Here is a 12,236-nt window from a genome sequence, read left to right as displayed (position 1 = left end):
GCTTTGTTACGTCGAGTTAACAGTAACATTCTTTCCTGACGGCGTGCGGGAGCTAAGGTCGGGGATATCGGTTCTGGAGGCCGCGATGGCATTGGCATTCGACAGCGCGACAGAAGCCCGGCGCGAGTCCGAGGGCATGGTGTGGATTCCCGGCAGGACGTTCACGATGGGCTCCGACCATCATTATCCGGAGGAGGCCCCGGCCCACCCGGTCAAGGTGGACGGCTTCTGGATGTCGCTGACGCCGGTCACCAACAGGCAGTTCAAGCAATTCGTCGAGACGACCGGATATGTCACCGTCGCAGAGATAGCTCCCGATCCGAAGGACTATCCCGGTGCGAAGCCCGAGATGCTGAGGGCGGGCTCGCTGGTATTCACGCAGCCGAAAGCCGTGAACGGCGCCGACATCTCCCAGTGGTGGACATTCAAGTTCGGTGCGAACTGGCGCCGCCCCCTCGGCGGTCTCAGCGATCTGCGCGGCAAGCTCGATCATCCGGTCGTACATGTCGCCTACGCGGACGCCGCTGCCTATGCGGAGTGGGCCGGGCTCGATTTACCGACGGAGGCCGAATGGGAGCTTGCCGCCCGCGGCGGGCTGGATGATGCGGAATATGCATGGGGCGACGAGTTCGCGCCGGGCGGTGTGCCGATGGCAAACACCTGGAGCGGCACGTTCCCTACCCACTCGATGAAGCCGAAAGGCCAAGAACGCACCTCGCCCGTGCGTTCGTTCCCGCCGAACGGCTTCGGCCTCTACGACGTGATCGGTAATGTCTGGGAATGGACCAGCGACTACTGGTCGACCCGGCATCCTGAACCGGCGAAGCACTCGTGCTGCATTCCGAGCAACCCACGCGGGCGTGACGCCGAGGCAAGCTACGATCCGCGCCAGCCGGAAATCCGGATAGCCCGGCGGGTGCTGAAGGGCGGCTCCCATCTCTGCGCCCCAAACTACTGCAGACGCTACCGTCCTGCCGCCCGCCACGCCGAGCCCGAGGATACGTCCACCAGCCATGTCGGCTTCCGCTGCGTCAGGCGCACCGAAGGAGAAGTGAAATGAGAAGGCGTTTCCAGGCTTCCGATACCGTGCTTGCATCATTTCTCGTCGCCGCGCTGCTGCTCGTCAGTGGAGTCGTCGGAACGGCCGTGGCGCAGGAGGTCCTGCCGTCCTGGAACGATACCGCGGCAAAGACCAGGATCATGGATTTCGTCAAGGCAACGACAGCCGAGGGCGGCGAAGGATACGTCGTGCCCGAAGACCGGATCGCGGTCTTCGACAATGACGGCACCCTCTGGTCGGAGCAACCCATCTACTTCCAGTTTGCTTTTATGCTCGACCGTGTGAAGACGCTCGCACCGGAGCACCCTGAATGGCAGACCAAGGAGCCGTTCAAGTCGGTGCTGGCAGGCGATCCTATGGGCGTGATGAAAGGCGGCGAGAAAGGGATCATGGATCTCGCGATGACGACGCATGCCGGGATGACGACGGACCAGTTCTCGAAGATCGTCACCGACTGGTTTGCGAGCGCCAAGCACCCGAAAACCGCAAAGCCTTACGACGAGATGACCTTCGTGCCGATGCGCGAACTCCTCGATTACCTCAGGGCCAACGGCTTCAAGACCTACATCGTCTCCGGCGGCGGCGTCGAATTCATGCGGCCGGTGACCGAGAAAATGTACGGCATCCCGCCGGAACAGGTGGTCGGCAGCACCATCACGACGGAATATGCCATTGTCGGCGACGAGCCCGTGCTCAACAGGCTGCCGAAGATCGACTTCGTCGACGATGGCGCCGGCAAGCCTTCCGGCATCAACAAGTTCATCGGGCGCAAGCCGATCTTCGTGGCCGGGAATTCTAACGGCGACTACGAGATGCTGCGATGGGTCACCGCCAAGGGTCCGAGCTTTGCGATGATCGTCCATCACACGGATGCGGAACGGGAGGTCGCCTACGATCGAAAGAGCGAAATCGGCAAGCTCGACAAGGCGCTCGACGAAGCGGAGCGCCGCAACTGGCTGGTTGTCGATATGAAAGCGGACTGGAAGAAGGTCTTCTCATTCGAGAAATAGAAGGACATGCGCATGAAATGGATCGGTGGACTCGTCCTGTTCGTGTTGATGTCCGTCGTCGCCACTGCCCAGGAAGCGCCGCGGCCGCAGAAGGTCGACGATCTCGTGCGGTTATTGCAGGATCCCGAGGTCCGGTCATGGCTGGAGAAAGCGCCCGGCCCGACGCTCGCGGCTGCCCAGGAAGCGGATGCCGGGCTGGCAACATGGGAAGCGGCCACCCGGAGCCGGATCGATGGCGCCGTTCAGGCAATCCCAAGGATTCCCGCCGAGGTGATCGCCGCCGCTGCTCGCACGAGAGAAGATGCGCTCTCCCATGGCCGGCTGCCTGTTTTCGTCGCATTCCTTGGGCTGACGGCGGTCGGACTTTTCGCCGAACGTCTTTTTGTGCGATCAAGAAGGCGCGCGGAAGGGCTGCAGGAGCGCCTGCTGGCCATTGGCATCTCTGCTGCGGCGATGGCCGCCGTCTACTTCGCCTTCGATTGGCCCGTACTCCCACGCATCGTACTCCTCGTCTCCCTACTGGCGCTCTTGGCATATCGAGCGATCTCGGCTCTGCTCGACACGGCCATGCTGACAGTTCCCGCTCGGAGGCGGACGAAGATCTTCGCGGGCGCTGCGATCGTCGGGGTGGCAGCGGCAAGCCTCGGCCGGCCTTTGTCAGTCGACCCCTCGGTGACTGCGGCGATCTCGTTCTGCTTCTCGTTCGTTCTTCTCGCTTTGGCCGTCGAGGGTGTCGTCTCCTCGTCCGAGAGGCCCTTTCGGATGCGCATCGCGCTCTGCCTTGCCTTCGTGATCGTCTGGGCGCTCTGGTGCGTCGGTCTCCGCGGCCTGTTCTGGCTGGGCGTCTACGCGATGGCGCTGCCCTCGGTGCTTCGGTTCGCCGGTCAGACTGCAACCGGCATGATCCCCTCGGAACCCGACAGCACCAAGCGCGTCCTGCTTGTCCGCGGCAGCCGGGCCGTCGTTGTCGCCGTCGCCGTCGCTTGGGTGGCGATCGTGTGGAGGGTCGATCCCAACTCGCTTGTTCACAGCGATCCTGCCGTGGCCTCGGTGGCCTATGGACTTCTGAAGAGCATCGTCGTCCTGCTGCTTGCCGATCTCGCATGGCACCTGGCGAAGTCCTGGATCGACCGGCGCCTCTCGGTGCAGGCCGAAGCTGGAAACGATCCTTCGCAGGCTGCCCGGCGGGGGCGGCTTCGCACCCTGCTGCCGATCTTCCGGAACGTGCTGGCCGTGATGGTGGCGGCTATCGCCGGGCTGATCGTGCTTGCGGAGCTCGGCGTCGAAATCGGGCCGCTGATCGCAGGTGCGGGCATCTTCGGCGTGGCGCTCGGCTTCGGATCGCAGACGCTGGTGAAGGACGTCATCAGCGGGGTCTTCTATATGCTCGACGACGCCTTCCGTGTCGGCGAATACATTCAGGCGAAGAGCTACAAAGGGACCGTCGAGGGATTCAGCCTCCGGTCGGTGCGGCTTCGTCATCACCGCGGCCCGGTGTTCACCGTTCCGTTCGGCGAGCTCGGCGCCGTCGAGAACATGAGCCGCGACTGGGTCATCGACAAATTCCGGGTCAATGTCAGCTACGACACCGACATAGAGAAGGCGCGCAAGCTCGCGAAAAAGATCGGCGCCGAGCTGCAGGCCGATTCGGAACTGGGGCCGATGTTTATCCAGCCGCTGAAGATGAAGGGTGTCGAGGAGTTCGGCGATTATGGCATCGTTCTCAGCTTTGCGATGACGACAGTGCCCGGAATGCAAACCTATATCCGGCGCAAGGCCTATGCGAAAATTCGAGAGGCTTTCCAGGCGAACGGCATCGAATTCGCGACGCCGTCGGTGCAGGTCGGCGGCGACGACAGGGACGGCGCTGCCGCTGCTGCGGCCGCGATACGCACGCAGCAAGCCAAGGTGGTGGCCGCGGAGGGGTAGAATGGCCAGCGACGACGATCGCCTGCGGATCATGCATGGCGGGCCGTTCTACGAGCTGATGACCCGGCTTGGCATACGCAAGCGCGGATGGCGGGCATTCGTCTTCGCAGGCCTGTGCTGGACAATCCCGGTGCTGCTTCTGCTGGCGACCAGCGGCGGACACGGGGCCGGCCTCTTCCTTCACGACTGGGGAGCGTGGGCAAAGTTCCTGATCGCGCCGGTCCTGCTGACGCTGGCGGAAAAGCCCATCGGTTTCGCCCTCGACGAGTGCGTTTCAATCCTCTTTAGGATTCCGCTCGTGTCGTCGCAATCCATCCCAGACACCCGGAAGGCGCTGCGTGATGCAGGCGCTCGAACAACTGCCGGCTTTCCGGAACTCATCTGCTTAGGTTTGGCGCTCGCCGCGACGGTCTTCAATGCGTCCACGTTCCTTGGCGGATCCGCGCCCCCATGGGCGGTCGGCGACGGAAGCATTTCGATGACAGGCTTCTGGTGCCTGGCAGTCGGCAACACCGTCTACTGGTTCCTGCTGACGCGTCTCGTATGGAAGCATGTGATCTGGTGCCTATTCCTGTCGAGCGTCGCAAGGTGCCATCTCCGTCTCGTGGTCACGCATCCCGACGGCCATGGCGGCCTCGGCTTCCTCAGCTATTACCAAGCCGGCTATGGCCTCTTCACGCTTGCGGTGAGTTCCGTCTTCGCGGCCGGCGTCGGCCATGTGATGCAGCGCGAGACCGTGACACCCGGTCTGTTCACCGCCGTCTGCGGGGCGTGGCTGATGGTGGTCGTGATCTACTATGCTGTTCCACTCGTCGGCGTCGCCATGCAAGTCTCCCGTCTGAAAAGGAAGACGATCCTGCTGTCTCTCTCGAAGGTGACGGATTTCGAGCGATGGAGCGAACGTGCGACGCTCGGGGATAATGTCGTCGGTGATGAAAGCGAGCCAGAGGTGGCGGAATTCCGCGACGTGAAACCGGTCTACCTCGCATCACTGAAGACGTCCACGATGCTGATCAACAAGGGTAACGTCCTGCCTGTTCTGGTGCCGGCACTGCTGCCGATGTTAGTGGTCGGCGCGTCGTACTTGCCATATTCGCAGCTCGGGCCGATGGTGAAGCGGCTCCTGTTTCTATAAGATGCATGGCCGCGCCGCGCGTCTTTTCAGCTGTGCGAAGGACGCTTTCCAGCAAATCCGCGACGGGCGACACGATTTTTCCGCTATGCAGATCATCCCTGGCAATGACTTCGTGGGCAAAGATGCCGCCGGGAGCCTTCCGCGGAACAATTTGGGCGCTTGCACGCTACTCCCCAGCATTCAAACCCGGGAGATCGCAATGGCGTCCATGACCCTCGAAGACTTATCCTCGCAACTGAAGAAGATCGATTTCTGCATGCTGTCGACGAATGCCGCGTCGGGCCGCATCTCGGCCCGACCGATGAGCAATAACGGCGACGTCGAATATGACGGGGATTCCTGGTTCTTCTCGTATGAAGACAGCAGGAAAATCACGGAGATCGAAGGCATCGACACCGTCTCGCTGACGTTCACGGCTCCTCCCAGCCTCCTCGGCAAGCCGGGGATTTTCATCGCTGTCGAGGGCTTCGCCTCGCTGGTGCGGGACAAGGCGGCATTCGAAGAACATTGGGTGCCCGATCTCGAGCGGTGGTTTCCTGAAGGAGTGGATACTCCTGGGATCGTTCTTATCAAGGTTTCAGCGTCCTCCATCCGGTACTGGGATGGTGAGGAAAACGGCGAGGTCGTCCTGCCTGGCTCAGCGAGTTAAGATCATGGCATAAAGCGTGCCCTATTCTGCGGGCGGTTCCTCCCAGCCGAAGACGCTCCGGCCGCCGAAATCGGCGGATTGGCGGACTTCGCCGGCGATGATTTCCTTGAGGTCGGGACCGGTCACATAGCGTTCCATCTGCCTGGATTGGTCGTCCAGGCGCTTGAGCGCCTGCAACTCCTCCTCGCGTCCGAGCCTGCCCTTCTGCACCGCCGATTTCATCACGGCGATCGTCTCGTCATAGACCTTGAGCGGGACCGGAAAAGGATGGCGGTCCTTGCCGCCATGGGCGATCGAGAAGCGCGCCGGATCGGAAAAACGGCAAGGCGCGCCGTGGACGACTTCCGCCACCATCGCCAACGCCTTCACCGTGCGGGCGCCGACGCCTGGAACGAGCAGCAGCTCTTCGAAATCCGCCGGCCCGCGGTCGGCGGCGGCAGCCAGATTTCCATGCAGGCGCCGCATGTTGACGTCGCTCTCGCGGACATCGTGATGGGCGGGCATGATCAGATGCGGCAGCATCGGCTGTTCGGCGGGTTCGGGCGCCGGCGCTTCGGCACGCAGCAGTGCGGCGGCTTCGCGGATGATCCGGTCGGGACCGAGGGTCGCCAGCAGATCGAGCTGACCGCGACGCGAGCGCTCGGCACGCCGGTCGGCAAGATTGACGATCTCACCCTGGCTTCTTCCCTCGATTGCCGCATGCGGCGAGTCGACGAAACTCTCCAGCCCTTCGGATAGCCAATGATAGCGCCGGGCCTGCCGCTTATCGCCGTTCATGCCCTGCTGCACGACCACCCAATGGCCGTCATCGGCGACGATGAACCCGTGTAGATAAAGGTCGAACCCGTCCTGGAGGGCGGCGCTGTCGACCTTGGCAATAAGACGGCTCGTGGTCGCGAGCCCCTCCCCGTCGAGACCGACACGCTCGCCGATCGAGACGAGCTCCAGCGGCGTCTTGCGCGAATGCGCGCCGCGGCCGCCGCAGACATGCAGACCGAGCTCGCCGGCACGCGGCTTCAGCCCGCGCTTCAGCGCACCGAGAACGCTGGTGGTGATGCCGGAAGAATGCCAATCCATGCCCATTACCGCGCCGAAGGACTGGAACCAGAAGGGATGCGCGAGCCTGCGCAGGAATTCGTCGCGGCCATAATGATGGACGATCGCCTCGGTGATCAGCGTTCCGAGCCGCGTCATCCTGTCGCCAAGCCAATACGGCACGCGTCCCCCGTGAAGGGGAAGATCGGCGCTGCCTGCTCGTTGTGACATCTCGTTTCCTTGCACTTCGTATCGCCGGCCCCTACCAACCAGACCGCCTCATCTGGCGCCGCAGGGAACCCAAAAATATTCCAAGCGTTTGCTCTCGCAGTTAGAGCCGAGGCAATCATGACGACATTCGAAACCATCTTCAATAACCCGAGCTTGCCCCAGACAAAATCACAACGGCCGAGCGACCGCCAAAAACAGGATGGCAGCGACTTGCGTTTCCAAGGGAGCGCTGCGAAGACGACCTTCCTGATCAACGGCAATAGCTACTTTGCGGAGTTGGCGCGCGCACTACGGCAGGCACGGCGCACCGTCTGGATCGTGGGTTGGGATTTCAACCCCGACATCCCGATGGAACCTGACAAATCCGACGAGACCCTGTCCGACCTACTGCATGAACTGGCGGCCGCAAATCCGCAGCTCGAAATACGCATCCTCGTCTGGACGCTCGGTCCCATCTATTCGGACAAGTCGCTCCGGCTGCTTCGCAAGAAGAGTTTCCCAAGGAATGACCGGATCGATCTGCGCTTCGATCTTCAGCGCGCGGTGCGCGGCTGCCACCATCAGAAGCTCGTCTGCATCGACGATGCCGTCTCCTTCATTGGCGGCATGGACCTGACATCGCGGCGATGGGACACCTGGCTTCATCGCGCCAAAGATAAACTTCGGCGCGATCCCGAGGGCGTTTCATACGATCCCCTGCACGACGTTCAGGCAATGGTCGCCGGCGATGCTGCTAGGTTGATCGGCGATATCGCCAGGCGGCGCTGGGAAAACGCGACCGGTGAAAACTACCTGCCGTTGGCCGAAGATGTCGCTTTTTCCTGGCCGGACGATCTCGCCGTTTCGATGAGGGACATCGCGGTCAGCTTCGCGCTGACGGAGCCGTCGACCGCTTTTCGCGCCGGCATCAGCGACGGAATCGCCATGACATTGGACGTCATCGCCCGGGCGCGGCGGCAGCTTTACATCGAGGCGCAATATCTCGCCTCCTTCCGCGTCGCTGACGCCATCGCGGCGCGGCTGCAGGAGGAGGACGGCCCCGAGGTCGTCATCATCTGCACGCGCAGTTCTCATGGGCTGATCGAAAAGCTTGTCATGGGCGGCAATCGCGACCGCGTCATCCGCCGCCTCAAACGCGCCGATCGCGCCGATCGCTTGCGCGTCTATTATGCCGTCGTACCCGGGCCAGTCACGCCCGGAGAGAACGGCGAGGTGGAGGTGCTCGTCCATTCCAAACTGATCATCGCCGATGACGAGCTGGTCCGCATCGGCTCCTCCAATCTCAACAATCGCTCGGAAGGGCTGGATGGCGAATGCGACATGTTGTTTGAGGCAGGTAGTGACGCGCACCGCGGCGCGATCGCGGATCTGCGCAATCACCTGCTTTCGGAATATCTCGGAACCACCCCGGAAACCTTCGCCGCAGCCTTGATGCAAAGCGGCACGTTGATCGAGGCGGTCGACGCTCTCAATGACGGGCCTCGGGGTTTACGGGAATTCACCGTCGAGCTGTCGGGCAGCATTTCACCGATTTCAGGCACGGCGATCTTCGACCCGGTTCGACCGTTCACAGTTTTAAACCGATTGGGCCTCGGCGCGCTCGTCCGCCGCCTCATTCGCCCCGCCTGACCTCCGTCGGAAAACGACCTCGCTGATGACGAGCAGCGTCGTGCCGAGCGCCAGTGGAATAAAGAAATAGGCGCAGCGGAACGCAATCAGCGCGCCGATCGACGCCTCCTTCGGCACGACATAGGAGACTGTCGCCTCGAGCACGCCGAGACCGCCCGGAACATGCGTCGCGAGGATCGCCGAATTGGCAAGCACGTAAGCCGTCACCGACCTGAAGATGGCAACGTCGCCGAAGGCCGAAAGCATCTGGTGCAGGCAGGCGGAGACGAGCATGAAATTGATCGTCCCGACCGCAACCTGTGCGACCGCGATCGAAAATGGTGGCAACTGAAACGACCAGCGCCACAGCCCCAACGTGCCGCGGATGAAAAACGCCAGGCCCGCATAGAGAGCCGGCACGACCAGCGCCAGCAAACCGAAGATGCGCACACTTGCCGGGTCGATGCGCAGAAGGCGCCCGGCATCGCCGGGATTGACGATCATGGCGATGCCGCCAAGCGTGATCAGCCCGAGCCCTACCGTGACACCGCAAAACAGGATGATCTTCGCCAAGTCCTCCGCCGTCAGCCCCCAGCGTGAATAGAAACGATAGCGAAAAGCGCCGCTGCTCAGCCCGGCAAAGCCGATATTATGCCCGAGCGAAAGGCTGATGAACGAGGCGAGCAGGATATTCCGGTAGGGCAAGGATTTGCCGAGCGAGCGGATCGCCAGGAGGTCGAAGCAACTGAGGCACAGATAGGACGCCGCCGCAAAGAGAAGTGCAGTGCAAAAGGTCGAAAGGGGTATGCTGCGAACCGATTGGACGATCTGATCGAGGCTATATTGTTGGAATATTCGATAGAGGAGAAAGACCGCAAGACAAAGGGCAGCAACGAGCAGTCCATTCCATATCATGCTTTTCAAGCTCATCGATTGTCCTCAGGAGTGCGAGCGCGATGGTCGATGATCGGGAACGATCAAACGAGTTTTGTGTTCCCTGCAGAACCAGTTCTATGTTTTCCAGGGGAGCTTCTATGTTTCCCCGGGGGGAACGAGTTCAGCAGGGCCTATGCCGGATCAATCAATCAAAATCCTGACCTATAACGTGCACAGTTGTATCGGCGGCGACCGGAAGCTCGATCCCGGCCGCATCGCTTCTGTCATTGCCGAGGCTGAGGCTGATATCGTCGCTCTTCAGGAGGTCGACGTCCTCCGCCGCAGGACCGGCGGCGTCGACCAGGCCCATGCGATCGCCTCGCTTTTGAAGATGCAGGCTCATTTCCATCCGGCGCTGTCGATCGCTGAGGAGCAGTATGGCGATGCGATCATCACTTCGCTGCCGACCGGCGCGGTCAAGGCCGGACCATTGCCATCCATCGGCGAACAGCGCGGCGCCATTTCCGTCGAAATATTGGTCGGCAACAGAAAACTGCTGGTCGTCAACACCCATCTCGGCCTTCGCGGCCGCGAGCGCATCCGGCAGATGACGACATTGCTGAACCCCGGCTGGCTACGCGGCACGACAGATGAACCTCTTCCAACCATCCTCTGCGGCGATTTCAACGCCATTCCGTCATCGGCGACTTACCGACTTGCCGCGCGGTCATTGAAGGACGCCCAGCTCGCAGGCAGCGCCGCGCCGAGAGCCACCTTTCCCTCGCGCTACCCGCTGATGCGCCTCGACCACATCTTCGTCACTGACGATCTCATCGTCAAACAGGCGGCGGTCCTGGAAAACCGCCTGACAAGGATTGCCTCGGACCACCTGCCTCTGCTCGCGGAAATCGGCTTTGCCTGATATTTATCGACGCTTGGCGAGCTTCCGGTTCATCGCCGCCGCCACCAACGGTAGCGCCGTCGTCGCCACGGCTCCCAGCGGCAAACGCATGATGCCCCTGGTGGCGACGAAGGTCGCCGCCATTGCACCTGCCAGCTTGAGCCAAGGCTGATTGCCGAGCTGCGCATGGGCGCTGGCATCGGCCCATCGGACGTTCTCCGTCACGACGGTCGCGGCCTGATGTTGGATCACGTGAAGGCGAGCGCGGAGGTTTTCGAGTTCTTCTCGCAGTTCTTGCAGACGGCCTTCCAGCACATGACCTTCGTAGATCGGGAGGGGCTCCTCGACGGTGTCTCCAACGGAAGCATAACCACCGAGCGTCGCAATATATGCCCGATATTCGGCCTCGCTGGCGAAACCCTCACGTCTGATAAGATCAGGGTTGATGCCCGCCTCTTCGAAGGAGGCCGGCGCGGTTTCCACAGCGTCGCGCATATCCTTGTTTGTGCCGGTATCCCCGAGTTCGTCCTTGAGCATGATGTGTCTCCAGTTGTTCCTGGCGATAGAACGCTCGACGGCTCAGAAGGATGCATCGGCCTCCGCTCCGGCCTTCATCGTCGCGACGCGCTGAAACGCTCCGGCCGAAATTCCGCCAGCAGCGGATGCCGGCGTCCAGTGACGATCTCGTCCGCCAGCAGTTCGCCGGCAATCAGGCCGAGGGTGGCGCCGCTATGGCTGAAGGCGACGAAATAACCCGGGATCGACGGCAGTTCGCCGAAAACGGGCTCGCCGTCGCCCGGGATAGGCTTGAGGCCGACCCCATAATCTTCGACCTCCAGCGCAGGATTGCCTTCGAGAACCCTGGAAGCCTCGCGCAGCAGCCCGTCCAGCGTCGATTGTCTGATTTCATAGCTGCCGTCGGGCTTCACGCTCACCTCTTCCTCAGACCAGGCGGAATCGAGCGCGAAGCCGCCGTTGGGCGTCGGCCGGATGGCGACGCGAGGGGTATTGAGCACGGCCTTCAACGGGTGGCGGATCGGCTTTGTCCTGACGAGAAGGGCGACGGGCGTTGCATCGCCGATATGCTGGCCGGCCTCGGCAACGATTGCGGGAACGTCGCCGCCGGCAGCAAGCAGCACGGCATCCGCGTCGCGGCGCATGCCGTCTGCGGTGATCACGCCACGGGCGCGCCCGCCTTCAATATCGACCGTCGCGCGACCCGCGTCCGTGATGATCTCGCCGCCCAGCGTGCGGAATTCTTCCACAAGCGTGGCGATCAAGGACGGAAGATCGACCCAGCCCTCCCCGGGGTTGAAGATCGCGCCTTGCCGCGTCACCACACTTGCATCGACACCCGGCGTCGCTGCAGCAATTCGTTCGGGGGCGAGCCACTGCGCGTGATAGCCGAGATCGCGCTCATAGTCGAAGATCTCAGCGATCTCGTTGCCGGCATCGTCCGCATCCCAGGTCAGGCCGCCATCGAAGCACAGCCACGGCGCATCGGGATACCGGACGGCCAGCGTGCGGTAGCGATCTATGCCGGCCAACCGCAGCCGGTGATAGGCATCGGTGCGTTTGCGCGCCGAATTGAGCCAAGCGAGCGAACGACCGGAGGCGCCGTTGGCGAGCGGGCCGTCATTGATGAGCACGATGCGGACCCCGAGCCGTGCCAGATGGACAGCCGTCGAGACGCCAAAGATCCCGCCGCCGATGACGACGACCTTCGAAGGTTTGGTGGAAGCATTCATGTCGATAACCTTGTTGTCTGCTCTTGCTAGGTCGAATGAAATCCGGCGCACCCG

Annotated in this window: 11 protein-coding genes; 7 read left to right on the top strand and 4 right to left on the bottom strand. The window is 62.3% G+C overall.

The features are described 5' to 3' along the window. Positions 1–85 precede the first annotated feature (85 nt). The 5 genes from AC244Q_RS28050 (at position 86) to AC244Q_RS28030 (ending at position 5,783) form a co-directional block, all read left to right on the top strand. Entirely contained in the window at positions 86–1,060 is a 975-nt protein-coding gene (locus AC244Q_RS28050) for a formylglycine-generating enzyme family protein (RefSeq protein WP_012755489.1), read from the top strand. Then, complete coding sequence (locus AC244Q_RS28045; RefSeq protein ID WP_206641089.1) at positions 1,057–2,070, top strand: HAD family hydrolase; 1,014 nt, start codon at positions 1,057–1,059, stop codon at positions 2,068–2,070. Before AC244Q_RS28050 ends, AC244Q_RS28045 begins: the two co-directional genes overlap by 4 nt. Before the next feature lie 12 nt (positions 2,071–2,082). Further along, complete coding sequence (locus AC244Q_RS28040; RefSeq protein ID WP_164902326.1) at positions 2,083–3,999, top strand: mechanosensitive ion channel family protein; 1,917 nt, start codon at positions 2,083–2,085, stop codon at positions 3,997–3,999. Position 4,000: 1 nt separating this feature from the next. Continuing rightward, on the top strand, positions 4,001–5,134 hold the full coding sequence (locus AC244Q_RS28035; RefSeq protein ID WP_041935734.1) for a hypothetical protein: 1,134 nt from the start codon (positions 4,001–4,003) through the stop codon (positions 5,132–5,134). Positions 5,135–5,333: 199 nt separating this feature from the next. Further along, positions 5,334–5,783, top strand: a complete 450-nt coding sequence (locus AC244Q_RS28030; RefSeq protein WP_003562715.1) for a pyridoxamine 5'-phosphate oxidase family protein — start codon at positions 5,334–5,336, stop codon at positions 5,781–5,783. Positions 5,784–5,804: 21 nt separating this feature from the next. On the opposite strand, the gene AC244Q_RS28025 is transcribed toward AC244Q_RS28030, so the two are convergent. Beyond that, positions 5,805–7,049: a DUF763 domain-containing protein gene (locus AC244Q_RS28025; protein WP_003562717.1), complete on the bottom strand. Its 1,245-nt coding sequence runs from the start codon at positions 7,047–7,049 to the stop codon at positions 5,805–5,807. Between the two features lie 117 nt (positions 7,050–7,166). Here AC244Q_RS28025 and AC244Q_RS28020 point away from each other — a divergent pair, with 117 nt between their 5' ends. Next, entirely contained in the window at positions 7,167–8,678 is a 1,512-nt protein-coding gene (locus AC244Q_RS28020; protein ID WP_128406900.1) for a phospholipase D-like domain-containing protein, read from the top strand. On the opposite strand, the gene AC244Q_RS28015 is transcribed toward AC244Q_RS28020, so the two are convergent. Then, complete coding sequence (locus AC244Q_RS28015) at positions 8,625–9,587, bottom strand: lysylphosphatidylglycerol synthase domain-containing protein (RefSeq protein WP_012755483.1); 963 nt, start codon at positions 9,585–9,587, stop codon at positions 8,625–8,627. The two genes, AC244Q_RS28020 and AC244Q_RS28015, sit on opposite strands and share 54 nt — an antisense overlap. Positions 9,588–9,726: 139 nt before the next feature. Between AC244Q_RS28015 and AC244Q_RS28010 the strand changes: the two genes are divergently transcribed. Next, positions 9,727–10,455 (top strand): endonuclease/exonuclease/phosphatase family protein, encoded by a 729-nt coding sequence (locus AC244Q_RS28010; protein ID WP_012755482.1) that lies wholly within the window; start codon positions 9,727–9,729, stop codon positions 10,453–10,455. A 3-nt stretch (positions 10,456–10,458) separates the two neighbouring features. On the opposite strand, the gene AC244Q_RS28005 is transcribed toward AC244Q_RS28010, so the two are convergent. Both AC244Q_RS28005 and AC244Q_RS28000 read right to left on the bottom strand, forming a co-directional pair. Next, entirely contained in the window at positions 10,459–10,971 is a 513-nt protein-coding gene (locus tag AC244Q_RS28005; protein WP_003562725.1) for a hypothetical protein, read from the bottom strand. Between the two features lie 74 nt (positions 10,972–11,045). Further along, positions 11,046–12,182 carry an NAD(P)/FAD-dependent oxidoreductase gene (locus tag AC244Q_RS28000; RefSeq protein WP_003562726.1) on the bottom strand — a complete coding sequence of 379 codons (1,137 nt, stop codon included), beginning with the start codon at positions 12,180–12,182 and terminating at the stop codon, positions 11,046–11,048. Positions 12,183–12,236 lie beyond the last annotated feature (54 nt).

The sequence above is a fragment of the Rhizobium sp. CB2179 genome (assembly GCF_057653455.1).
Note: the sequence above shows the minus strand (reverse complement) of the source record. Positions and strands in the feature narration are given on the sequence as shown.

What these genes read in the sequence shown, in the direction of transcription:
- AC244Q_RS28050 (WP_012755489.1), top strand. Translation starts at nt 86, where the DNA reads ATGGCATTGGCATTCGACAGCGCGACAGAAGCCCGGCGCGAGTCCGAG.
- AC244Q_RS28045 (WP_206641089.1), top strand. Translation starts at nt 1,057, where the DNA reads ATGAGAAGGCGTTTCCAGGCTTCCGATACCGTGCTTGCATCATTTCTC.
- AC244Q_RS28040 (WP_164902326.1), top strand. Translation starts at nt 2,083, where the DNA reads ATGAAATGGATCGGTGGACTCGTCCTGTTCGTGTTGATGTCCGTCGTC.
- AC244Q_RS28035 (WP_041935734.1), top strand. Translation starts at nt 4,001, where the DNA reads ATGGCCAGCGACGACGATCGCCTGCGGATCATGCATGGCGGGCCGTTC.
- AC244Q_RS28030 (WP_003562715.1), top strand. Translation starts at nt 5,334, where the DNA reads ATGGCGTCCATGACCCTCGAAGACTTATCCTCGCAACTGAAGAAGATC.
- AC244Q_RS28025 (WP_003562717.1), bottom strand. Translation starts at nt 7,049, where the DNA reads ATGTCACAACGAGCAGGCAGCGCCGATCTTCCCCTTCACGGGGGACGC.
- AC244Q_RS28020 (WP_128406900.1), top strand. Translation starts at nt 7,167, where the DNA reads ATGACGACATTCGAAACCATCTTCAATAACCCGAGCTTGCCCCAGACA.
- AC244Q_RS28015 (WP_012755483.1), bottom strand. Translation starts at nt 9,587, where the DNA reads ATGAGCTTGAAAAGCATGATATGGAATGGACTGCTCGTTGCTGCCCTT.
- AC244Q_RS28010 (WP_012755482.1), top strand. Translation starts at nt 9,727, where the DNA reads ATGCCGGATCAATCAATCAAAATCCTGACCTATAACGTGCACAGTTGT.
- AC244Q_RS28005 (WP_003562725.1), bottom strand. Translation starts at nt 10,971, where the DNA reads ATGCTCAAGGACGAACTCGGGGATACCGGCACAAACAAGGATATGCGC.
- AC244Q_RS28000 (WP_003562726.1), bottom strand. Translation starts at nt 12,182, where the DNA reads ATGAATGCTTCCACCAAACCTTCGAAGGTCGTCGTCATCGGCGGCGGG.